Origin of the sequence: Pseudomonas sp. Y5-11, assembly GCF_022368695.1 — a bacterium.
Lineage (GTDB): Bacteria > Pseudomonadota > Gammaproteobacteria > Pseudomonadales > Pseudomonadaceae > Aquipseudomonas > Aquipseudomonas parakoreensis.
On sequence record NZ_CP058974.1, the window covers coordinates 2600885 to 2622879 of the forward strand.

The following is a 21995-nucleotide window of genomic DNA, read 5'->3' on the forward strand; positions in this document are numbered from 1 at the left end:
CAAATGGCAGTGATTTATGGGACGAGTGAAGCCGATGTCATGAGCGGCAGTGAAGGCAACGACGAGCTCTTCGGACTGGAATCGGATGATCAGATATGGGGGACTGCCGGAGCCGATCTGTTGGATGGTGGCGAGGGTTTTGATTCTGTGGATTATCGAATCATGTCTTCGGGCGTCAGCGTCGATATCCGCCAAGGGCTTGCCAGCGTCACGAAGGCAGATGGTTCCATTGACACGCTGGTTGCCATCGAAAAAGTGGTCGGCAGCTTCCTCGATGACACCCTTGCCAGTTCGGTTACCGGCGTCACGCTGGAAGGCAGTGGCGGGGATGACGTTTACATCATCGGCAGTGAGGGTGTGACGATCATCGAAGACGAGCGCGGCGGCTACGACGAGTTGCGCACCAGCGTTAACATCCAGAAGATGGACCCGTTCCTCGACAAAATGACCTTCACCGGAACCGGCGACTTCAAGGGCTACGGCAATGCCGAGCACAACGTGATCATTGCCGGCGCCGGTAATGACTGGCTGTGGGGTGGCGACGGCGGCGATCAGTTCATTGGCGGCGAGAGCTTCGACACCGTCAGCTACACCGACAGCCTTGAAGGCGTCAGTATCGAGCTCTCGAGCATTTGGGGCGCCACTGGTATTGCATTCGGCGATACCTACTCGAGCATCGAGGCCGTGCAGGGTTCGAATTTCAACGATGTGATCTTTGCCGGCGCAAGCGCAATGGTCATGGACGGTGCCGATGGCTTTGACGCCGTCGATTACAGCCGTTCCAACGATGCGGTCAGCATCGAGTTTCGTGATGGCAAGGGCTTCGGTTCCGGCGGTTACGCCGAGGGCGACACCTTGATCAATGTGGAAAAGGTTGTCGGGACTAACCTGGACGATCACTTCACTGCCAACTCGGGCGGCGTGACCTTCGAAGGTGGCTGGGGCAGCGACGTCTACACGATCAACAGCGAGGGTGTGACCATCGTCGAGACAGAATCGGGCATGGGGTTTGACGAGCTGTACACCAGCCTGTCGGTCATGAAGATGGACCCGTTCATCGAGAAAATGACCTACACCGGTACAGCCGATTTCACCGGTTATGGCAATGATTCCGACAACTACATCTTCGGCGGCAGCGGCGATGACCTGTTCTACGGTGGCGCTGGACGGGATGTCTTCGTGGGCGGCGCGGGAACGGACATCGTCAGCTATGAGGACAGCGACACGGGTGTGGTGGCCACGCTGTGGAGAATCGGCCAGAACGGCACGGCTGACGGTGACACGCATTACGATGTCGAAGGCTTGCGTGGCAGTCATTTTAACGATGAGCTGGGTGCCAACAGGGAAGATACGATTCTGGAAGGCAGCAGTGGTGACGATACCCTGAACGGCAACGATGGCAACGATCATCTCTATGGCGGGCTGAAGTCCGGTCTCGACGGCGACGCGGCGCAGGCTGACAAATTGTTCGGCGGCAACGGCGATGACGTCATCGTTAGTGCTGCGAATGACCTGGGCACTGTGGCGGACGGTGGACAAGGCAGTGACACCATCACGGTCCACAACGGCAGTGCCTTTGGTGATGACGGTTTTGACGTGCTCACCGGCACCGGCAACAGTTATCTGTTGTCAGGTGGCAGTGGCAACGACGTGCTGAACCTCAATCTTCAGGGGCAGTCCGGTACTGGCGGCACCGCACTGGGCGGTATGGGTGACGATACCTACATTGTGAACAGCACCGGGCTGGTATCGATTCAGGACGAGGGCTGGGATCTCAACGACACCCTGATCCTGAACACCATCGCCAATATCAGCCAGTTGAACGTCACCCGCATCGGTGACGACGCCTATCTGCATGGTGCCAACGACGGCAGCGCCGGTGTGCCGGACAACGGCGTGAAACTGGCGGGATGGTACGCCGGGTTCAACAACATCGAGCACCTGCAGACTGCCGACGGCCAGGTCTACGACCTGCCGGCGACGGTTGATGGGTTCGCCATGTTCGGCTGATCACTCGATCTGTTGATGCAACGCAATGAAAGGGATGAATCCGCTGCTGGATTCATCCCTTTTTTCATGCCTTACGGCGCACCCGACGCAGCGCTCGCGGAGCTGGCGCGTTTCCTGCAAGTCCCCCTCAAATCGCCATAAAACGAGCGCTCGCGGTCATCGCAGCGGCGCCGCAGGCGGCAAAAGGGTTAGCCAGACGGCCCGCATCGCTCAACCAAGCCATGCGCAGCCCGGTGACGAACGAGAGGGGAGACGATGAAGGCAGTTATTTTGGCGGGTGGCCTCGGCACGCGCATCAGTGAAGAGTCGCACCTCAAGCCCAAGCCCATGATCGAGATCGGCGGCAAGCCAATTCTCTGGCACATCATGAAGCAGTATTCCGCTCACGGAATTCACGACTTCGTGATCTGCCTGGGCTACAAGGGCTATGCGATCAAAGACTTCTTCGCCAACTACTTCCTGCACACCTCCGACGTCACGTTCGACATGCGCAACAACCGCATGGACGTGCACCAGAACTACAGCGAGCCGTGGAGCGTCACCCTGATCGACACCGGCGAGGAAACCATGACCGGTGGCCGTCTGCTGCGTGCCGGGCGTTACCTCAAGGATGAAGAGGCGTTCTGCTTCACCTACGGCGACGGTGTTTCCGACATCAACATTGCTCAACTCGTCGATTACCACAAAGCCCACGGTCGCCTGGCCACCGTCACTGCGGTGCAGCCGCCGGGACGTTACGGCGCCCTCGAGCGGCAAGGCGATCAGGTTCTGGGTTTCACCGAGAAACCGCGCGGCGACGGTGGCTGGATCAACGGCGGCTTCTTCGTGCTGTCACCCAAAGTCCTGTCCTACATCGCTGGCGATGAAACCACCTGGGAGGCCGAGCCGCTGGCGCGTCTGGCAGAGGATGAACAGCTGAACGCCTTCGAGCACGAAGGCTTCTGGCATCCGATGGATACCCTGCGCGACAAGAACCACCTCGAAGCGCTGTGGCAGAGCGGGGAGGCCCCATGGAAACAATGGGCCTGAGCGCGGATTTCTGGCGCGGCAAGCGCGTACTGATTACCGGCCACACCGGTTTCAAAGGCAGTTGGCTGACCCTGTGGCTACAAAGTCTTGGTGCGCAAGTCAGCGGTTTTTCGCTGGATCCGTCGACCGAACCGAGCCTGTATGAACTGGCGCGGGTTCACGAAGGGATCAACGATCAGCGTGGCGATCTGCGCGATCTCGGCGCGCTGCTGGAGATCATCGCCGACACCGAGCCGGAAATCGTCCTGCACCTGGCCGCGCAGCCGCTGGTGCGTGAAGGCTATCGCGACCCGCTGGGTACTTACTCCAGCAACGTCATGGGCACGCTGAACCTGCTCGAAGCGATCCGTCAGGTCGGTTGCGTGCGCGCCTGCGTGCTGGTGACCACCGACAAGGTTTACGCCAACAAGGAATGGCTGTGGCCGTACCGCGAAGACGAAGCCCTCGGCGGGCACGATCCCTACAGCAGCAGCAAGGCTTGCTGCGAACTGTTGGCGCAGTCTTATGCCGCGTCGTTTTTCCCGGCCGACAAGTACGCCGAACACGGTCTCGCCTTGGCCACCGCGCGCGCTGGCAACGTCCTGGGTGGCGGCGATTTTGCCCCTGAACGGCTGATTCCCGATGTGCTGAAAGCCTGGACCGCAGACGAGCCGGTGACCCTGCGTTACCCGCAAGCCGTGCGCCCGTGGCAGCACGCGCTGGAACCGCTGGCCGGTTACCTGCAACTGGCTGCCGGCCTCTACGAGCAAGGCCCGGAATACGCCGGGGCGTGGAACTTCGGCCCGGGCGAGGCGGACATGTGCAGCGTCGGCGAAGTGGTCGAACTGCTCGCCAACCGCTGGCCACAGGCACGCGGTTTGCGCATCGAGAAAAGCGAACTGCACGAGGCTGGCCTGTTGCGTCTGGACAGCAGTCGCGCCCGTCAGGTGTTGGGCTGGCAGCCACGCTGGACCTTGCAGCAATGCCTGACCCAGACCCTCGACTGGCACCTGGCGTGGCAGAACGGCGATGACATGCGCGCCGTGACCCTCGGCCAACTGAACCTGTACCGAGGCGCGCTGTGAGCGAGTTTTCCTTGAAACAGCTGCCGCTGGCCGGGTTGTTCAGCGTCCAGCACAGACGCTTCGAAGATCAGCGCGGGCATTTCGCCCGGCTGTTCTGCGAAGGCAGCCTGAGTGCGTTCGGCCGCGAATTTCATATCCGCCAGATCAACCATTCCTGCACCCGTGAGAAGGGCAGTGTGCGTGGTCTGCATTATCAGAATGCCAATGCCCCGGAAGCCAAGCTGATCACCTGCCTGCGTGGTGAAGTGTGGGATGTGGCGGTGGATCTGCGTCCGGATTCCGAGACCTTTTTGCACTGGCACGCCGAGCATCTCAAGGCTGGCGACGGTCGCAGCCTGTTGATTCCGGCGGGCTTCGCCCACGGTTTCCAGACCCTGACCGATGACGCCGAACTGCTTTACCTGCACAGCGCCGATTACGCGCCGGAGCATGAGGGCGGCTTGTCGGTGAACGATCCACGGCTGGCGATTGCTTGGCCGTTGCCTGTCAATAATTTGTCAGCGCGGGATTCCAGCCATCCCGCGCTTGATCAACACTTTGCCGGAGTGCGTCTATGAACTGCCGTGGGTGCGCCGCACCGCTGAGCCTGCCGCTGATCGACCTCGGCACCTCGCCACCGTCCAACGCCTACGTGCACGCCGAGCGCCTGGAACAGGCCGAGCAATGGGTGCCGCTGAAGGTCGCCGTGTGCCAGCAATGCTGGCTGGTGCAGACCGAGGATTACACCCGCGCCGACAGCCTCTTCGACGCCGAGTACGCCTACTTCAGTTCGTTCTCCAGCACCTGGCTGGCCCATGCCGAATGCTATGTCGCCGAGATGGTCGAGCGCTTTGGCCTGAACGCCGAAAGCCGCGTAGTGGAAGTCGCCGCCAACGATGGTTATCTGCTGCAGTACGTCGCTGCTCGCGGCATCCCGTGCCTGGGTGTCGAGCCGACCCGCAGCACCGCGCAAGCGGCGCGGGAAAAGGGCCTGCAGATTCGTGAAGTGTTCTTCGGTCGCGACAGCGCTGCGCAACTGCACAGCGAAGGCTGGGGCGCCGACCTGATGGCCGCCAACAACGTGCTCGCGCATGTGCCGGACATCAATGATTTCCTCGGTGGTTTTGCCACGCTGCTCAAGCCGACCGGCGTCGCTACCTTCGAATTTCCGCAACTGCTGACGCTGATGGCCGGCGCGCAGTTCGACACGCTGTACCACGAACACTATTCCTACCTGTCGCTGACCGCGGTGCAGACTTTGTGCGAGCGCAATGGTCTGGAAGTGTTCGACGTCAGTCAGTTGAGCACCCACGGCGGTTCGCTGCGGGTGTTCGTGCAGCGCCAGGGCGGTGAGCGTCGTGCGGTGCAGCCGGCGGTACAGCAACAGCTGCAGGCCGAACTGGATGCCGGGGTGAAAACCCCTGAGTACTACGCGACCCTCGCGCCGGCTGCCGAACGCATCAAACATGAACTGCTGCGCTTCCTGTTGCAGGCCAAGGCCGACGGCAAGCGTGTGGTCGGTTACGGCGCGGCGGCCAAGGGCAACACCTTGCTCAACTACGCCGGGGTCAAACCGGATCTGCTGGCGTGGGTGGCCGATGCCAACCCGCACAAGCAGGGCAAGTTTCTGCCGGGCAGTCGTATTCCGATTGTCGCGCCGGCGCAGATCGACAGCGAAAAACCGGACTACGTGTTGGTGTTGCCGTGGAACCTGCTGCACGAAGTCAGTCAGCAACTGGCACAGGTGCGCCAGTGGGACGGGCGCTTCGTGATCGCCGTGCCTGAGATGAAAGTCCTGTGAAAGTCCTGGTCACCGGGGCCACGGGCTTCGTCGGTCGGCATCTGGTCGCGGCGTTGCTGGCGCGTGGCTGCGCCGTGCGCGCGGTGGCGCGCAATACAGATACGGCTGCGAGCATGCCGTGGATCAGCGACGTCGAATTCGTCGCGGCGGATATTCACGCGTCGGATCTCGACATGGCGGCGCTCACCGACGGTATTGACGTCCTCGCGCACCTGGCCTGGCCGGGGTTGCCGAACTATCGGGCGCTGTTCCATTTCGAGCACAACCTGATGGCCGACTACCGCTTTATCAAAGGCGCGGTCGAAGCGGGTGTGAAGCAAGTGCTGGTGACCGGCACCTGCTTCGAGTACGGCATGCAAAGCGGCCCGCTCAGCGAAAGCGTCGAGCCGCAGCCGAGCAATCCTTACGGGTTGGCCAAGCACACCTTGCACCTGTTTTTGCAGAACCTTGCGCAAGAACATCCGTTCACTTTGCAGTGGGCGCGCCTGTTCTATTTGCATGGCGAAGGGCAGAACCCCAACAGTCTGCTGGCAGCGCTGGATCGGGCGATCGATAGCGGCGACGCGTCATTCAACATGTCTGGCGGCGAGCAGCTGCGGGACTTTTTGCCGATCGCCAGCGCTGCTGATTACCTCGCCGCGATCCTGCACCAACGTGATTTCAATGGCGTGATCAATTGCGCCAGCGGCCAGCCGGTATCGGTGCGCGCACTGGTTGAACAACGTCTGCGCGAGCGCGGTGCGGCACTGAATCTGAACCTCGGCCATTACCCCTATCCGAGCCATGAACCGATGGCGTTCTGGGCCGTGACCGAGCGTTTGCAACAGCTACTGGGAGAGCCGCAATGAGGCACGAGTTGTATCGGGTCACCGACCTGCCGGTGTTGCAGAACCGCACCTTTGCCGACCCTGAATCGGCAAAGGCGTCGGCCAGCGCCGACATGTTGCTGGTGCAGGATGAGCGCAGCGGCCTGATCTTCAACGCCGCGTTCGATGCCGACAAGCTCAGCTATGACGCCGACTATCAGAACGAACAGGCCCATTCGGGCCAGTTCCAGAAGCACCTGAGCGACGTCGAAGGCATCATCGCCAAACACTTCAAGGGCCGGGAGCTGATCGAAGTCGGCTGCGGCAAGGGCTACTTTCTTGAGCTGCTCAAGGGCCTCGGTTATTCGATCACCGGGATTGATCCGGCCTACGAAGGCGAAAACGCCGACGTAATCAAGGCGCCGTTCACCCGAGGTCTCGGCCTGGCCGCGGACGCCATCGTGCTGCGTCATGTGCTGGAACACATCGAAGACCCGGTCAGCTTCCTGTCGGTGATCGCCGAAGCCAACCAAGGCGGGCAGATCTACATCGAAGTGCCGTGCTTCGACTGGATCCTCGAGCACAAAGCGTGGTTCGACCTGTTCTACGAGCACGTCAATTATTTCCGCCTCGATGACCTGCGCCGGATGTTCGGCACCGTGCACGAGGCCGGCCACCTGTTTGGCGGCCAGTACCTGTACATCGTCGCCGACCTTTCGACGTTGCGCCTGACCCCGGAACAACCGGTGCCACGCCTGACGCTGCCGGACGGTTTCACGGCGAGCCTTGAGCGTGCAGTGCAGATCATCCAGTCCGCACCTGAACAGGGTTCGGCGATCTGGGGCGCGTCGTCCAAAGGCGTGATCTATTCGCTGTTCCTGCAGCGCGCGGGTGTCGCGGTGGATCGCGTGGTGGATATCAACCCCGCCAAGCAGGGACGTTATCTGCCACTGAGCGGCGCGCGGGTGTCCTCGCCGCAAGAGGCCATGGACGCCTTGCCCGAAGGCGCCAACCTGTTTGTGATGAACTCCAATTACCTCGAAGAAATCAAGCGGATGACCGGTGGACGTTACGTCTATCACGCCGTTGACAGCGCTTCGTTCCAGTGACCCTTGAGATTTTGAAAATGACCGACAACAGTATCAACAAAGCCTTCGAAGCCGAGTGCCGGGAACAGATCGCCCAGCAGGGTGACGACCAGAAACTGACTGGCCTGGCCCGTGATTTCTTCAACGAATCGGCCAAACACAAGTACAGCTATCACTTCTCGTGGATGGGCCGCCCGATCATCCAGCTGCCGCAGGACATGATGGCAATGCAGGAGATCATCTGGCAGGTCAAGCCGGATCTGGTCATCGAGTGCGGCATCGCCCACGGCGGTTCGATCATCTATTACGCCTCTCTGCTGGAGCTGCAAGGTCACGGCGAAGTGCTGGGCATCGACCTCGACATCCGCCCGCACAACCGTGAAGCGATCGAAAGCCACCCGATGGCCAAGCGCATCAAGATGATCGAAGGCTCGAGCATCGACCCGGCCATCGCTGCTCAGGTGCAGGCTGCGGCCAAGGGCAAGAAGGTCATTCTGGTGCTCGACTCCAACCACACCCACGACCACGTGCTCGAAGAGCTGCGCCTGTATGCGCCGCTGGTCTCGGTCGACAGCTACTGCGTGGTGATGGACACCGTGGTTGAAGACATGCCGGCCGATTTCTTCCCGGATCGCCCATGGGGCCCGGGCGACAACCCGAAAACCGCGGTGTGGAAATACCTGGAAGAAAACCAGGACTTCGAAATCGACCAGCAACTGCAAAACAAGCTGCTGATCACCGTGGCGCCGGACGGCTATCTGCGTCGCGTTCGTTAATTCGCAACATCACCAAAGCGTTATCTCGGCGAGTCGCCGGTTGTGGAGAGAAGTTATGCAAGGCAAGTACAGTTCTGAACTGGCGCTACCGCTCAACGAGCTGTTGACCGTGGTGCTGATTACTCACAATCGGCCGGCGTTCCTGCGTCGGGCGGTGAAGTATTACAGCAGCTTGCCCTGCCGGATCATGGTGCTCGACTCCACACCCGAGCGGCCGGAAGGGGACTTTTCCGCCGTCGATTACCATCACGTGCCGCAGTTCGCCTACTGGGGCATGCAGGCCAAACTGGCGTACGGTGTAGAGCGACTGACCACGCCGTACATGGTGCTGGCGGCTGACGACGATTTCATCCTGCATGATTCGCTGGCCGAGTCCGTCGGTTTCCTTAAGGCGAATCCGGACTATGGCATGTGCCACGGCTATTGCCTGATGTACCTGACGCTGTCGGGTGGAGTGAGCTATTACCGCCGCGACAAGAAAGTCCAGGAAGACTATGCGTCCGAGCGGGCTCAGGATCGGGTTATCGACTACATGAGTCAGTACATCCCGCCGTTCTATGCGGTGACCCGTACTGATCTGATGAAAACCTGGCACTCGGCATTGCCGGCGGGGACCAATTTCCAGTGGCAGGAAATCGGCCACGTGTACTTCCTGCTGGCGAGTGCCAAGGCGCGGATTCTGCCGATGCCCTATGTGGTGCGCGAGATCAACTATGGCAATTCCGAGCACAGCACCGAGGTGTATCACTCGCTGACCTATGTTGATGCCAAATCGGTCGCCGAGCGTGAAGCCTTTGCCGAGTTCCTTGCCTCACTGCCCACCGGCATCAAGGATCTTGATGCGCAACAGGGCAAGGCGTTTGCCCTGCAGAGCTTCGAGGCGATGGTCGACAGTCTGCAAAGCGGCAGGGCACTCACGGCGGAGCTGATTATCCAGTCCACCTGGAATCAGTCGCTCAAGAGGCCTGATCGGCGGTTCGGGCCTTTGCAGTACGTCGAGATGCCGTTCTACAACCAGCCATTTTTTGATCGTCTCGAACAGTTCGAATTCATGCTGCACGCCATGCCCGCCGGGCGCATTCAACTGCGGGACCTGGAGGGTGTGTGGACCCGTCAGGCGCACTTGCTGCAGGCGCGCAACAACGATACCCCGGAAAGTGTTCTGGATCGTTTGTGGCAGGCGCACGACCTGAATGCGTTCAACCGCACCGTGGTCAAGCGTCTGGCGCAACAGCTGGAACTGGCCGGCGAGGACGAAGAAGCGCAGAACATGCGCGACTGGAATGCTCGTCTCGATGCGTTGACGGTGGAAGACCATCATCAGGTATTCGACCAGACGCAGTCGGGTCGACTGCTCAAGTGGCTGGATTCGCGTCAGGCCGATGGCGCTCAGTTGGCATCGATTGCCGAGCACCTGTCGGTCAACGGCGGTGGCCCGCAGTTCGGCATTTTCCTGCTGGATCTGGACAACGACATCGACAAGTTGCAGGTCAGCCTCGACAGCTTGCTTGAAGGTCAATGCAAGGCTTTCAGAATTGTCGTGTTCACCACCGGCGAAGCACCGGCGGCTACCACGGCGCAGAACACTTTGCACTTTGTCCGGGTTACGCCGGCCAACCTGGTCGACAAACTCAATCAGAGTGCCAGTCAGTCGCCGTGCGACTGGGTGCTGCTGGCTGAGGCGGGCGATGAGTTCACCGCCAGTGGTTTGTTGCGCGCCAGTCTGGAGTTGATGTCCGCGGGCGATTGCCGTGCCGTTTCCACCGACGAGATCCAGCGCGGGGAGAAGGGCGCGCTGGTGGATGTGTTCCGTCCCGGCTTCAACCTCGATCTGCTCTTGAGCCTGCCGGGGCTGATGGCACGGCACTGGCTGGTGCGCCGTGACACGTTGGTCGAGGTGGGTGGCTACCGCGCCGATTTCAACAAGGCACTGGAATTTGACGTGCTGCTGCGCATCATCGAAGAGCACGGTTTGAACAGCCTGGCCCACCTCGACGAACCGCTGCTGATCACCGAAGCCGCGTCGCTGGAAGAAAACGCGCATGAGCGTCTGGCGCTGTTGCGCCACCTGGGCAATCGCGGCTACAAGGCCAAGGTCACCTCGGCGGTGCCGGGCATTTATCAGATCGATTACCACCACAGTGATCGTCCGCTGGTATCGATCGTGATTCCGGCCGGCGATGACCTGCCAGCCTTGCAACGCTGTCTCGAAGGGGTGCAGCTGCGCACCCGTTATCAGCATTACGAGATCCTGATCGCCACCACGGCCACGCAGTCGGCCCAGGTCAATGACTGGCTGGGTACTTACCAGCATCCGAAAGTCCAGGTGCTGCGTGCCGAGCAATCGCTGAGCGTACCGGCATTGCTCAACGCTGCCAGCCGCCAGGCGCAGGGCGAGTATCTGGTATTGCTCGCGGCCGACGCGGAAGTGGTCAACCCGAACTGGCTGGACTCGCTGCTCAACCATGCCCTGCGTCCGGAAATCGGCGTGGTCGGGCCGAAGCTGGTTGATCGCGATGGCAAAGTCAGCCAGGCCGGGCTGATCCTCGGTATGCATGGCGGGGTGGGGTCGGCGTTCGTCGGTGAAAAACATGATGCCGACGGCTATCTGTACCGGTTGTCGGTGGAGCAGAACTGCTCAGCGGTATCGAACGTGTGCCTGATGGTGCGCAAAGAACTGTTTGAAGCGCTGGGTGGTCTGGACGACAGCACATTCGGCGACGCTTTCAACGATGTCGATCTGTGTCTGAAAGCAGCTCAGGCCGGTTACCTCACGGTATGGACGCCATCGGTGCAGGTCCTGCATCAAGGCGCGATTGCCCAGGCACCCCGGGCACTGGCCGCGCTACAGGAAAAATGGGCCGCCGCGTTCGCTCAGGATCAGGCGTACAACGCCAACCTGAGCTTGAGCGGCAAAGGGTATGGTCTGAACGACAGTACGTCGCTGGACTGGTCGCAGTTACTCGCCTGAGCCGCGCCCAAGGAACGGAATACAAAATATGTTCAACGGTAAATCGATCTTCATCTCCGGCGGCACCGGCTCGTTCGGGCGCAAGTTCATCGCCCGTCTGCTTGAGCAATACCAGCCCAAGCGCGTGGTGGTGTTCTCCCGCGATGAGCTCAAGCAGTACGAAATGCAGCAGACGTTCAACGCGCCGTGCATGCGTTACTTCCTTGGTGACGTGCGCGACGCCGACCGTCTGCGGCAGGCCATGCGCGGCATCGACTACGTGGTGCACGCGGCGGCGCTCAAGCAGGTGCCGGCGGCGGAGTACAACCCCACCGAGTGCATCCGCACCAACGTCAATGGCGCGGAGAACATCATCGCCGCCGCCATCGACAACGGCGTGAAAAAGGTTGTGGCGCTGTCCACCGACAAGGCGGCCAGCCCGATCAACCTGTACGGCGCAACCAAGCTGCTGTCGGACAAGCTGTTCGTCGCCGCCAACAACATTGCCGGTGAACAACAAACGCGTTTTGCCGTGGTGCGCTACGGCAACGTGGCGGGCTCGCGGGGTTCGGTGGTGCCGTTCTTCAGCAAGCTGATTGCCGATGGTGCGCAGGAGCTGCCGATCACCGACGAGCGCATGACCCGCTTCTGGATCACCCTCGATCACGGCGTGCAGTTTGTCCTCGACAGCTTTGCGCGGATGCACGGCGGCGAAGTGTTCGTGCCGAAGATCCCGTCGATTCGCATCGTCGATCTGGCGCGGGGCATGGCCGAACATCTGCCGCACAAGAACGTCGGTATTCGTCCCGGGGAAAAACTGCATGAACTGATGGTGCCGCTGGACGATGCGCGGATGACCCTGGAATTCGAGGATCACTACACCATCCAGCCTTCCATCCGCTTTACCAGCGTCGATGTCGATTTCTCCATCGACAAGCTCGGCGAACATGGCCGGCCGGTGAGTGAGGATTTCGAATACCGCTCCGACACCAATCCGCACTACCTCTCGGTCGGGCAGATCGCCGAGCTGCACGCGAAGTTGTCGGCATGATTCCCTACGGTCGGCAGAGCGTTGATCAGGCGGACATCGATGCCGTGGTCGAGGTGCTGCAATCGGACTGGCTGACCCAGGGCCCGACCATCGAGCGTTTCGAGCAGGCAATGGCCGAACGTTGCCAGGCCGACTTCGCCGTGGCGGTGTGCAACGCCACGGCGGCGCTGCACATCGCTTGCCTCGCTGCCGGCCTTGGCCCGGGTGATCGCTTGTGGACCACGCCGAACACCTTTCTGGCTTCGGCCAATTGTGGGCGCTATTGCGGCGCCGAGGTGGATTTCGTTGACATCGATCCGCTGACCTGGAACCTCGATGCCTTCGCCCTCGCCGCGAAACTTGATCAGGCCGAGCAGGACGGCACACTGCCGAAAGTGTTGGTGGCGGTGGCGTTCTCCGGGCAGAGTTGCGATCTGCGCAAGATTGCCGAACTGGCCGAGCGCTACAACTTCACCGTGATCGAAGACGCCTCGCACGCGGTGGGCGCCAGCTACGCCGGGCGCCCGGTGGGATGCGGGGAATTTGCGGCGATGACTGTGTTCAGTTTCCACCCGGTGAAGATCATCACCAGCGCCGAAGGTGGCATGGTCCTGACCAATCGCCCGCAACTGGCGGAGCGTCTGCAACGCCTGCGCAGCCACGGCATGACCCGCGATCCGCAGCAGATGAGCGAACCCAGCCACGGCCCGTGGTATTACCAGCAGATCGAGCTGGGCTTCAATTACCGGATCACCGATTTGCAAGCGGCGCTGGGTCTGTCGCAACTGGCCAAACTGGACGGGTTTATCGCCCGTCGCCGCGAACTGGCGGCACGTTACGACCGGTTGCTGGGCTACCTGCCACTGACCTTGCCTAGCGCGCAGCCGGAGGCGGAATCGGCGTGGCACCTGTACGTGGTGCGCTTGCAGACCGAACGCATCGGCCTGACCCATCGTCAGGTGTTCGAAGGCTTGCGTGCCGCCGGCATCGGCGTGAACCTGCACTATATTCCTGTGCATTTGCAGCCGTACTATCGCGACCTGGGGTTTGCCGAAGGCGACTTCCCCGAAGCCGAGCGTTATTACGCCGAGGCGATCAGCCTGCCGCTGTATCCGTTGCTCACTGACGAGCAGCAGGATCATGTGGTCGAGCAATTGCGCCGGCTGACCGAATAAACCCCGCTGCGGCGGCGAATGAGACTGTGCAATGCGTGATCTGAGTGAGCAGGAAAAATTCTGGCAGGGCGATTTCGGCAACCAGTACGTCGATCGCAACGTCGGTCAGCCGCTGGTCGCGGCCAACCTGGCGTTGTTCGCCAAGGCCCTGAGCCGCGCCGGGCGCATCGACAGTGTGGTTGAGCTGGGCACCAATGCCGGCAACAACCTGCAGGCGCTGCGTCAACTGCTGCCGCACAGTGAACTGTTCGGCGTCGAGATCAATGAAAGCGCCTGTGCTCAAGCGCGGGCACTGGGCATCGCGCAGATCTGGCACGGCTCGCTGTTCGACTTTCCGCGCGAGCGCAGCTACGACCTGACCCTGAGCAAAGGCGTGCTGATCCATCTGGCGCCGGAGCTGCTGCCGACCGCCTATGCGCAATTGTATGCGTTGAGCCAGCGCTACATCCTGATCGCCGAGTACTACAACCCGGTGCCGGTGGAAGTGTCCTATCGCGGCAACAGCGGCAAGCTGTTCAAGCGCGATTTCGCCGGGGAAATGCTTGATCGTTATGCCGACCTGCAATTGCTCGATTACGGCTTTGGTTATCACCGTGACCCACAATTCCCGGTGGATGACATCACCTGGTTTCTGCTGGAAAAACGTCCTTGAACAGCGTCGCAATCATCCCGGCCCGTGGCGGCAGCAAGCGCATCCCGCGCAAGAATCTGTTGCCGTTCGACGGCGTGCCGATGATTGTCCGCTCGATCCGAACGGCGCTCGACAGTGGCCTGTTCGAACAGGTCGTGGTCAGTACCGATGACGCGGAAATTGCCGAGCTGGCGCTGGCTCACGGTGCGCAAGTGCCGTTCCTGCGCCCGGCTGAACTGGCGGATGATTTTACCGGCACCGCTGCGGTGATCGTGCATGCCTTGCAGCAACTGCCCGCGTTCGATTACGCCTGCTGCGTGTACGCCACGGCGCCGTTGTTGCAGGCGCGATTTCTGCGCGAGGGATTCGAGTTGTTGCAGCAGCATCCGCAGAGGTCGTTTGCTTTTTCGGTGTGCAGCTTTGGTTTCCCCGTACAGCGGGCACTGACGCTGGACGGGCAGGGCGCATTGACCGCGTTGTACCCGGAATTTCGCCAAACCCGCTCGCAGGATCTGCCCGAAGCCTTTCAGGACGCCGGCCAGTTCTACTGGGGCCGCAGTGAGGCATGGTTGCGCGGTGACGTGTTGTATTCGTCCGCGAGTCTGCCGGTCATTCTGCCGCGGCATCTGGTGCAGGACATCGACACCCTGCAAGACTGGAAACGCGCCGAATACCTCTACGCCGCGCTCAAGGCCGGCGGAGAACTGCAATGAAAGTGCTGATCCGCGCTGACGCTTCGCCGACCATCGGCAGTGGCCACATCGCCCGCTGCCTGACGCTGGCGCGGGTGCTGCGCCAGCAGGGCAGTCATGTCGCGTTTGCCTGCCGCCGGTTACCGGGGCATCGGCTCGATGCCCTGGCTGCCGAAGGTTTCGAGACCTTCGCCTTGCCGGACTTCTACCCCGACGAAGACCCGCAGCAAGCCATCGAATCGATGCTGCCGTGGCAGGCGGACATCGACGCGCTGGACGCCCTGCTGGCAGGTCACACCGCATTCGACTGGATTATCGCCGATCACTACGGCCTCGATCATCACTGGCAAACCGCAGCGCGCCGTTGGGCACCTCGGATCGCGGCAGTAGACGATCTCGCCACTCGCCGTTACAGCGTCGATCTGCTGCTTAATCAGAACCTGTCCGGTCTCAGCGCAAACTATGCGCCGCTGCTGCCCGAAGGCTGCCGCACCTTGCTCGGGCCGCGCTACGCCATGTTGCGCGAAGAGTTCGTCTGCCCGGCCATCGCGATCCAACCCAAGGCGCGGCGGGTGCTGGTGAATTTCGGTGGTTTCGATGCGGCGATGCAGACCCACCACGCGATGTTGGCACTGAAGGATTTCGCAGAGCTGGAAGTGGATTTCGTCGCCGGTGCAGACAATCCCGCGTGGGCACAAATGCAGGCACTGGCCGCCACACGGCCGCACTGGCGCCTGCACAGTTTCGTCAGCGATTTCCAGCAACGCATGACCGCGGCCGATGTGTTTATCGGCGCTGGCGGCGGCACCAGTTGGGAGCGTGCAGCCCTCGGCCTGCCGACAATCTGCATCGCGGTATCGAACAACCAGCAAGCCAACGGCGAAGTCATGGCGGCGGCGGGGGCGCATGTGTTCATGGGGGCTCGCGAGCAGGTCAGCGTCGAACAACTGCGCGATGCCATCGGTTTTGTCGTCGACAATGCCTATCTGCGCCAGAGTCTGGCCGAGCGTTCACGGCAACTGGTCGATGGGCGCGGTGCGTTGCGCGTGGCGGCAGCGCTGGCCGGTGCCGTGCTCAGGCTGCGCCCGGCGACCCTCGATGATGCGCAATTGCTGTTCGACGGGCGCAATGCCGAGGCTGTACGCCGTTGGTCACTGGACACGGCTGCAATCGAATGGCCGCAGCACCTGAACTGGCTGAATGCGAGCCTGCGCAACCCGCAGCGTCTGCTGTTGATTGCCGAGGCCGATGACGGTGCGGTCGGCGTCCTGCGTTATGACTTGCGTGGATTCGAGGCTGAAGTGTCGCTGTATCTGCTGCACGGGCGTTTTGGTCTGGGTTGGGGCAGGGCGCTGCTGGCGCGAGGCGAGGCGTTCGTCCGCGGGCACTGGCCGCAGATGACCGTTATCACCGCTCAGGTGCTGCCGGGCAATCGTCCGTCTTTGAATGTGTTTCGTGACGCCGGATTCACCCAGAGTGCCTGCGCGTTCACCAAGGTTTTGAAGGATCACCGCGATGAGTAGTTTCAAGATTGGCGAGCGTCTGATCGGTGCCGATGCGCCGCCGTTCATCATTGCCGAGATGAGCGGCAACCATAATCAGTCGCTGGAGCTGGCGCTGCAGATTGTCGAAGCTGCCGCCAAAGCTGGGGCGCACGCCTTGAAGTTGCAGACTTACACCGCGCAGACCATGACCCTGGATCTGGCCGAGGGCGAGTTTTTCATCAAGGACCCGAATAGCCTGTGGGCGGGTACTTCGCTGTACGACCTGTATGAGAAGGCCCACACCCCATGGGAGTGGCACGCGCCGATTTTCGCTCGGGCCAAAGAACTGGGCATGCTCGCGTTCTCGACGCCGTTCGATGACACGGCGGTGGACTTTCTCGAAAGCCTCGACGTGCCGGCGTACAAGATCGCCAGTTTCGAAAACACCGACCTGCCGTTGATCCGCCGTGTGGCGGCGACCGGCAAACCGCTGATCATCTCCACCGGCATGGCCAGCATCGCCGAACTCGACGAAACCGTGCGCGCCGCCCGCGAGGCGGGGTGCAAGGATCTGGTGCTGCTCAAATGCACCAGCACTTACCCGGCAACGCCGCTCAACAGCAACGTGCGCACGATCCCGCATCTGCGCGAACTGTTCGGTTGTGAAGTCGGGCTGTCCGATCACTCCATGGGCGTGGGTGTGTCCGTGGCCGCCGTGGCACTCGGCGCAACGGTGGTGGAAAAGCACTTTACCCTCGACCGTTCGGCAGGTGGCGTCGACGCCAGTTTCTCGCTGGAACCTGCGGAGCTGGCCAGTCTGGTGGTCGAAACCGAACGCGCCTGGCAAGCCATGGGCCAGGTGCATTACGGCGTCACCGAGGCCGAGCGCAAGTCGCTGGTCTATCGCCGCTCGCTGTACGTCACTGCCGATATGGCGGCCGGTGAGCCCTTTTCCGGGGACAATCTGCGCGCCATTCGCCCTGGTCTCGGTCTGCCGCCCAAGCACACCGATGCCGTCCTCGGTCGCCGCGCTCGTCAGGCGATCAAACGTGGCACGCCGCTGGACTGGTCGTTGGTCGAATAACCCGATCTGCCACCGATTCGGCAAAATAGCGTGACCTGCGAGTCATAACGCGCATCTTCACTGTATTGTATTGACCGGGGAGATGGCGCCTGGCCGTGTATTCGGTTCCAGTGATAGCCCTTTGCGCTCCCCGTGGCTGCCCTTTGTGGTGGCCGTTTTCTGTTTGTCGGCGCCCCTCGAATCCTTGCGAGCGGTGGTTTTGGGCTGTTTTTTATTGGGAAGCCGTAATGATTGGCATAAAAAGCATTGCGAGCTACGTTCCTGTAGCCGGCGTGGACAATTACGCACAAGGTGCAAAATTCGAGAAGGATGAAGAATTCATCCTCGGTAAAATCGGTTCGGCCTTCCTGCCGCGCAAAGACGCTGAACAGGAAACCTCCGATCTGTGCGTGGAAGCGGCCAATGCGCTGTTTGCCAACAACCCTGAACTGAAGCGTGAGTCGATCGACGCGCTGATCGTCGTTACCCAGAACGGTGACGAAGAAGGTCTGCCGCACACCGCTGCGATCGTCCAGGACAAGCTCGGTCTGCCGACTAATGTCGCGGCGTTCGATATTTCCCTGGGCTGCTCCGGATACGTCTACGGCATCTACGCGATCAAGGGCTTCATGGAAGCCGCCGGCTTGAAGAACGGCCTGCTGATCACCGCTGACCCGTATTCGAAAATCGTCGACCCGGAAGACCGCAACACCACCATGCTCTTCGGCGATGCCGCCACGGCGACCTGGATGGGCGAAGACCCGGCCTGGGCGCTGGGCAAGGCCAAGTTCGGCACCGACGGTTCCGGCGCGCCACACCTGAAAGTCACCGATGGCGTGTTCTTCATGAATGGGCGTCAGGTGTTCAACTTCGCGCTGCTCAAAGTCCCGGCGCACTTGCACGAATTGCTCGACGACTCTGGCCTCAAGGCTGACGACATCGACGCCTTCTGCATTCACCAGGGCAGTGCGGCGATTGTCGATGCGGTGGCGCGGCGTTTCGAAGGCGAGCCGGAGAAGTTCATCAAGGACATGGTCGAAACCGGTAACACCGTGTCGTCGAGCATTCCGCTGCTGCTGGAAAAACACGTGCTCGACTCCGACTGGCAGCGCATTGCCCTGAGCGGTTTCGGTGTCGGTCTGTCGTGGGGCTCGGCGATCATCTATCGTCCTTGATCCGGTCAAAAACGGCGAATACAAAAATAGCGTTCAAGGTTACCCTTGAACGCTATTTTTTTGCCTGAATGGAGCGCTAGGCGGCATGAGCGAGTTTTTCCAACCCAATGCCCAGGTCATCCAGCAACGCTGGCCGGCGTTGTTTGAGCGCTTGCAGGCTGAAGACACCTCAGTCGTTCAAGCCGAGCTGGTGCAGGGCTTGGGCTCGACGCTCAGCGTTAATGGCATTCAACTGACCAGTCGCCACGACCGCGTCCACGAAGCCCGCATCCAGGCGGCCAGCCTGGCGGAAAAGCCGCAGTTGCACGTCTATGGCACCGGCCTCGGCGACCTGCCATCGGTTCTGCTGGAGCGCGCCGGCCTTGAGCGGTTGTACGTTCATATCCTCAATGGCTCGTTGTTCGCCCTGGTGCTGCAACTGCTCGATCAACGCCAATGGCTGGAAGATCCGCGTGTGCAGCTGTTCTATGCCGGTGATCTGTCAGACATCTGCACACCGTTTTTCGCGTTGCCGGCGGAGATGCTGCTGGCTGATGACTTCAACGCGAAGATCCGTGATCGGCTGGTCAGCGAAGTGCACTTGAGCTTCAACAATCGTGAATTCGATCCACATTTGCCGTTCATTCAGCAGCGTCTGCAGGAGTGTTTGCCGGTGTTGCTGGGCGATGATGATGTGGCGCAGTTGTTCGGCACGGCCAGTGGCCGGGAAATCTATGTGATTGGCACCGGGCCGACGCTCGAAGGACATTTCCAGCGTCTGGCGGCGGTGCGCGCGCAGGCTGAACGTCCGTTGTTGATGTGTGTGGATACCGCTTACCGGCCATTGCGTGAGCACGGGATCGTCCCGGATCTGGTGGTCACCATTGATCAGCGCATCAGCTTCCGGCATCTGCCGTTCGAGGACTCCGCTGGCATCCCGCTGGTGTATCTGCCCATGAGCGATCCTGCGGTGTTGACCGCGTGGAAGGGCAAACGCTACGGCGGTTACTCGGCCAGTCCGGTGTACGCCGCGTTGCGCGAGCAATATCCGCGCGGGCAACTGCATGTCGGTGGCAGCGTGATTCATCCGGCGGTGGATCTGGCAGTAAAGATGGGTGCATCGCGCATTACCCTGTTCGGCGCCGACTTCGCCTTCCCGATGAACAAGACCCATGCCGGCTGGAATGACGGTGATCTGGGGCCGGGGGTCGATCAGGCGCGGCATTGGGTGCAGGACGGCCATGGCCGGCGGGTCAGCACCCAGCTGAACTTTCGCGGCTATCTGTGCGTACTCGAGCGTTATATCGCCGCGCATCCGCAGGTGCAGTTCTTCAACAGCAGTCGGGCAGGTGCACTGATCGCCGGGACACAGTTCAATCAGGAGTTTGTGCAATGACGACGATTGAGCAGTGCGTCGACGAGTGCCGTCAGTGCGCCGGGCTGTTTCGTCTGGGGCGTGACGTTGAGGCGGCGCTGGATATGGTCGAGGTGTTCGAGGGGGCGCAGCAGTTGCTGATGTCCGCACCGGCGACGGTACAGCAGGACTGGGCCTTGATACTCACGCAGATGCTCGACTGTCAGGAGCGTCAGGATTGGTTGGGCCTGGCTGACTGGATGGAGTTCGAGTTGATCGAAGTGTTGCAAAAAGCACGATCGGCAAACTGACCGACCGCGCTGGCCCGCGGCTTTGCGCGCGGGTCGGTTTTATGGCGTCATTTTTTCGCAGGTGGGGGGCGCTAAGCCCTTGTTTTCTCGGGGGTGGCAGGGTGATGGCAAATTTTTTTCAAAAAGCCCTCAAGCAACCTGCCAACCCGACGATAACTATTACGAAGGTTCTCTAGGCCATTCCAGGCGGTTGCCAGGGCCGGAAGCCGCAGTACCCAACCAACGAGGAATTCGTCATGGCTTTAACAGTAAACACCAACACCACGTCGCTGAACGTTCAAAAGAACCTGAACCGCGCTTCCGACGCTCTGTCGACTTCGATGCAGCGCCTGTCTTCCGGCCTGAAAATCAACAGCGCTAAAGACGACGCTGCTGGCCTGCAGATCTCGAACCGTATGTCTTCGCAGATCCGTGGTAACACCCAAGCCATCCAGAACGCCAACGACGGTATCTCCGTTGCTCAGACCGCTGAAGGCGCTCTGCAAGCTTCGACCGACATCCTGCAGCGTATGCGTGAACTGGCTGTTAAAGCACGTAACGGCACCAACGGCACTGCTGACCAGACCGCAACCAACGCTGAATTCGCTCAGATGTCTGACGAAATCACCCGTATCTCGGCTGCTACCAACCTGAACGGCAAAAACCTGCTGGACGGTTCGGCTGGTACTGTGACCCTGCAAGTTGGCGCAAACACCGGTTCGGCTAACCACATCGACCTGGTACTGAGCTCCAAGTTCGACGCCGTCAGCCTGTCCGTAGGTAGCGGTACTGTAGTTCTGACCGGTACCACCGGTACTGGCGCTGGTTCTGCTTCGCAGAACATCGACAACGCGATCACTGCAATCGACGCCGCTATCGCTGCAATCGGTGCAACTCGTGCCAGCCTGGGTGCTTCGCAAAACCGTCTGACCAGCACCATCCAGAACTTGCAGAACATCACCGAGAACACCACTGCTGCACAAGGTCGCGTACAAGATACCGACTTCGCCGCAGAGACTGCTAACCTGACCAAGCAGCAAACCCTGCAACAGGCTTCGACCTCTGTTCTGGCTCAAGCCAACCAACTGCCTTCCGCTGTACTGAAGCTGCTTCAGTAATTCGGAATGAGTTTGGGCGGGAGGGTGCGCTGGTCGCGCTCTCTCGCTTTTTTACGTTAGGAGGTGATGAGCATGGACATGAGCGTAAAGCTTAACGTGTCTTATCCGGCTCCCAAGCCAGCGACGCCTGTTGCTGACAAGCCGTCGGAGACGCCAAAAGTTGCATCGGCCGACGCTCCGGTCGCTGACAGGAAAAGTCAGCAAACGGATGACGCCAAGTTGAAACTGGCCGTGCAAGAGATCGAGAAGTTCGTTCAATCGATCAAGCGTAACCTGGAGTTCTCGATCGACGAGCACTCTGGCAAGGTCATCGTCAAGGTGATCGCAAGCGAGACGGGTGAGGTCGTACGCCAGATCCCCTCCGCAGAAGCACTCAAGCTCGCAGACAGCCTCGCCAACGCAAGCCATGTGTTGTTCGACGCCAAAGTCTGATAGCTGGCATGAATAGTGTTTGTCTTTCTTGAATGACGCCTGGATGGGTCAAAAGTCTGGCAACAATCT

At 60.8% G+C, this 21995-nt stretch carries 20 protein-coding genes; all 20 read left to right on the forward strand.

Features of this window, described 5'->3' with window-relative positions; all coding sequences use genetic code 11:
* The first annotated feature begins 3 nt into the window (after nucleotides 1–3).
* Entirely contained in the window at nucleotides 4–2010 is a 2007-nt protein-coding gene (locus HXW87_RS11665; RefSeq protein WP_239778948.1) for a calcium-binding protein, read from the forward strand.
* Nucleotides 2011–2265: 255 nt separating this feature from the next.
* On the forward strand, nucleotides 2266–3039 hold the full coding sequence (rfbF, locus tag HXW87_RS11670) for a glucose-1-phosphate cytidylyltransferase (protein WP_095139348.1): 774 nt from the start codon (nucleotides 2266–2268) through the stop codon (nucleotides 3037–3039).
* Nucleotides 3021–4103, forward strand: a complete 1083-nt coding sequence (gene rfbG / locus HXW87_RS11675; protein WP_239778949.1) for a CDP-glucose 4,6-dehydratase — start codon at nucleotides 3021–3023, stop codon at nucleotides 4101–4103. Before rfbF ends, rfbG begins: the two co-directional genes overlap by 19 nt.
* Nucleotides 4100–4660 (forward strand): dTDP-4-dehydrorhamnose 3,5-epimerase, encoded by a 561-nt coding sequence (gene rfbC, locus HXW87_RS11680; RefSeq protein ID WP_239778950.1) that lies wholly within the window; start codon nucleotides 4100–4102, stop codon nucleotides 4658–4660. Before rfbG ends, rfbC begins: the two co-directional genes overlap by 4 nt.
* On the forward strand, nucleotides 4657–5883 hold the full coding sequence (locus HXW87_RS11685; RefSeq protein WP_239778951.1) for a class I SAM-dependent methyltransferase: 1227 nt from the start codon (nucleotides 4657–4659) through the stop codon (nucleotides 5881–5883). The genes rfbC and HXW87_RS11685 overlap by 4 nt, the downstream gene beginning before the upstream one ends.
* A complete protein-coding gene (locus HXW87_RS11690) occupies nucleotides 5880–6731 on the forward strand; it encodes an NAD(P)-dependent oxidoreductase (RefSeq protein ID WP_182404120.1) in 852 nt (283 codons plus the stop codon). Before HXW87_RS11685 ends, HXW87_RS11690 begins: the two co-directional genes overlap by 4 nt.
* Nucleotides 6728–7798: a class I SAM-dependent methyltransferase gene (locus HXW87_RS11695; RefSeq protein WP_047292498.1), complete on the forward strand. Its 1071-nt coding sequence runs from the start codon at nucleotides 6728–6730 to the stop codon at nucleotides 7796–7798. Before HXW87_RS11690 ends, HXW87_RS11695 begins: the two co-directional genes overlap by 4 nt.
* A gap of 17 nt (nucleotides 7799–7815) precedes the next feature.
* A complete protein-coding gene (locus HXW87_RS11700) occupies nucleotides 7816–8553 on the forward strand; it encodes a cephalosporin hydroxylase family protein (RefSeq protein WP_047292500.1) in 738 nt (245 codons plus the stop codon).
* A gap of 55 nt (nucleotides 8554–8608) precedes the next feature.
* Complete coding sequence (locus tag HXW87_RS11705; protein WP_239778952.1) at nucleotides 8609–11524, forward strand: TIGR00180 family glycosyltransferase; 2916 nt, start codon at nucleotides 8609–8611, stop codon at nucleotides 11522–11524.
* 28 nt (nucleotides 11525–11552) lie between these two features.
* Nucleotides 11553–12554: a UDP-N-acetylglucosamine 4,6-dehydratase (inverting) gene (gene pseB, locus HXW87_RS11710; protein ID WP_027614222.1), complete on the forward strand. Its 1002-nt coding sequence runs from the start codon at nucleotides 11553–11555 to the stop codon at nucleotides 12552–12554.
* Nucleotides 12551–13708: a UDP-4-amino-4,6-dideoxy-N-acetyl-beta-L-altrosamine transaminase gene (pseC, locus tag HXW87_RS11715; protein WP_239778953.1), complete on the forward strand. Its 1158-nt coding sequence runs from the start codon at nucleotides 12551–12553 to the stop codon at nucleotides 13706–13708. The genes pseB and pseC overlap by 4 nt, the downstream gene beginning before the upstream one ends.
* Nucleotides 13709–13739: 31 nt before the next feature.
* Nucleotides 13740–14360 (forward strand): pseudaminic acid biosynthesis-associated methylase, encoded by a 621-nt coding sequence (locus HXW87_RS11720; protein ID WP_047292509.1) that lies wholly within the window; start codon nucleotides 13740–13742, stop codon nucleotides 14358–14360.
* Nucleotides 14357–15052 carry a pseudaminic acid cytidylyltransferase gene (gene pseF, locus HXW87_RS11725; protein WP_047292511.1) on the forward strand — a complete coding sequence of 232 codons (696 nt, stop codon included), beginning with the start codon at nucleotides 14357–14359 and terminating at the stop codon, nucleotides 15050–15052. Before HXW87_RS11720 ends, pseF begins: the two co-directional genes overlap by 4 nt.
* Nucleotides 15049–16554 (forward strand): UDP-2,4-diacetamido-2,4,6-trideoxy-beta-L-altropyranose hydrolase, encoded by a 1506-nt coding sequence (gene pseG / locus HXW87_RS11730; RefSeq protein WP_239778954.1) that lies wholly within the window; start codon nucleotides 15049–15051, stop codon nucleotides 16552–16554. Before pseF ends, pseG begins: the two co-directional genes overlap by 4 nt.
* The gene (gene pseI, locus HXW87_RS11735) at nucleotides 16547–17599 is read left to right on the forward strand and encodes a pseudaminic acid synthase (protein WP_145593073.1); all 1053 of its coding nucleotides are present in this window, start codon (nucleotides 16547–16549) and stop codon (nucleotides 17597–17599) included. The genes pseG and pseI overlap by 8 nt, the downstream gene beginning before the upstream one ends.
* A gap of 227 nt (nucleotides 17600–17826) precedes the next feature.
* Nucleotides 17827–18753, forward strand: coding sequence for a ketoacyl-ACP synthase III (locus tag HXW87_RS11740; RefSeq protein ID WP_182404123.1), 927 nt, complete (start codon nucleotides 17827–17829; stop codon nucleotides 18751–18753).
* Between the two features lie 85 nt (nucleotides 18754–18838).
* Nucleotides 18839–20128: a 6-hydroxymethylpterin diphosphokinase MptE-like protein gene (locus HXW87_RS11745; protein ID WP_239778955.1), complete on the forward strand. Its 1290-nt coding sequence runs from the start codon at nucleotides 18839–18841 to the stop codon at nucleotides 20126–20128.
* The gene (locus HXW87_RS11750; RefSeq protein WP_095667183.1) at nucleotides 20125–20397 is read left to right on the forward strand and encodes a hypothetical protein; all 273 of its coding nucleotides are present in this window, start codon (nucleotides 20125–20127) and stop codon (nucleotides 20395–20397) included. The genes HXW87_RS11745 and HXW87_RS11750 overlap by 4 nt, the downstream gene beginning before the upstream one ends.
* Before the next feature lie 236 nt (nucleotides 20398–20633).
* Nucleotides 20634–21494: a flagellin domain-containing protein gene (locus HXW87_RS11755; protein WP_007958307.1), complete on the forward strand. Its 861-nt coding sequence runs from the start codon at nucleotides 20634–20636 to the stop codon at nucleotides 21492–21494.
* A gap of 72 nt (nucleotides 21495–21566) precedes the next feature.
* Nucleotides 21567–21926 carry a flagellar protein FlaG gene (locus tag HXW87_RS11760; protein ID WP_047292524.1) on the forward strand — a complete coding sequence of 120 codons (360 nt, stop codon included), beginning with the start codon at nucleotides 21567–21569 and terminating at the stop codon, nucleotides 21924–21926.
* Nucleotides 21927–21995 lie beyond the last annotated feature (69 nt).

Coding starts and splice junctions, on each gene's coding strand:
- HXW87_RS11665 (WP_239778948.1), top strand. CDS start 4: ATGGCAGTGATTTATGGGACGAGTGAAGCCGATGTCATGAGCGGCAGT.
- rfbF (WP_095139348.1), top strand. CDS start 2,266: ATGAAGGCAGTTATTTTGGCGGGTGGCCTCGGCACGCGCATCAGTGAA.
- rfbG (WP_239778949.1), top strand. CDS start 3,021: ATGGAAACAATGGGCCTGAGCGCGGATTTCTGGCGCGGCAAGCGCGTA.
- HXW87_RS11685 (WP_239778951.1), top strand. CDS start 4,657: ATGAACTGCCGTGGGTGCGCCGCACCGCTGAGCCTGCCGCTGATCGAC.
- HXW87_RS11695 (WP_047292498.1), top strand. CDS start 6,728: ATGAGGCACGAGTTGTATCGGGTCACCGACCTGCCGGTGTTGCAGAAC.
- HXW87_RS11700 (WP_047292500.1), top strand. CDS start 7,816: ATGACCGACAACAGTATCAACAAAGCCTTCGAAGCCGAGTGCCGGGAA.
- HXW87_RS11705 (WP_239778952.1), top strand. CDS start 8,609: ATGCAAGGCAAGTACAGTTCTGAACTGGCGCTACCGCTCAACGAGCTG.
- pseB (WP_027614222.1), top strand. CDS start 11,553: ATGTTCAACGGTAAATCGATCTTCATCTCCGGCGGCACCGGCTCGTTC.
- pseC (WP_239778953.1), top strand. CDS start 12,551: ATGATTCCCTACGGTCGGCAGAGCGTTGATCAGGCGGACATCGATGCC.
- HXW87_RS11720 (WP_047292509.1), top strand. CDS start 13,740: ATGCGTGATCTGAGTGAGCAGGAAAAATTCTGGCAGGGCGATTTCGGC.
- pseG (WP_239778954.1), top strand. CDS start 15,049: ATGAAAGTGCTGATCCGCGCTGACGCTTCGCCGACCATCGGCAGTGGC.
- pseI (WP_145593073.1), top strand. CDS start 16,547: ATGAGTAGTTTCAAGATTGGCGAGCGTCTGATCGGTGCCGATGCGCCG.
- HXW87_RS11740 (WP_182404123.1), top strand. CDS start 17,827: ATGATTGGCATAAAAAGCATTGCGAGCTACGTTCCTGTAGCCGGCGTG.
- HXW87_RS11745 (WP_239778955.1), top strand. CDS start 18,839: ATGAGCGAGTTTTTCCAACCCAATGCCCAGGTCATCCAGCAACGCTGG.
- HXW87_RS11750 (WP_095667183.1), top strand. CDS start 20,125: ATGACGACGATTGAGCAGTGCGTCGACGAGTGCCGTCAGTGCGCCGGG.
- HXW87_RS11755 (WP_007958307.1), top strand. CDS start 20,634: ATGGCTTTAACAGTAAACACCAACACCACGTCGCTGAACGTTCAAAAG.
- HXW87_RS11760 (WP_047292524.1), top strand. CDS start 21,567: ATGGACATGAGCGTAAAGCTTAACGTGTCTTATCCGGCTCCCAAGCCA.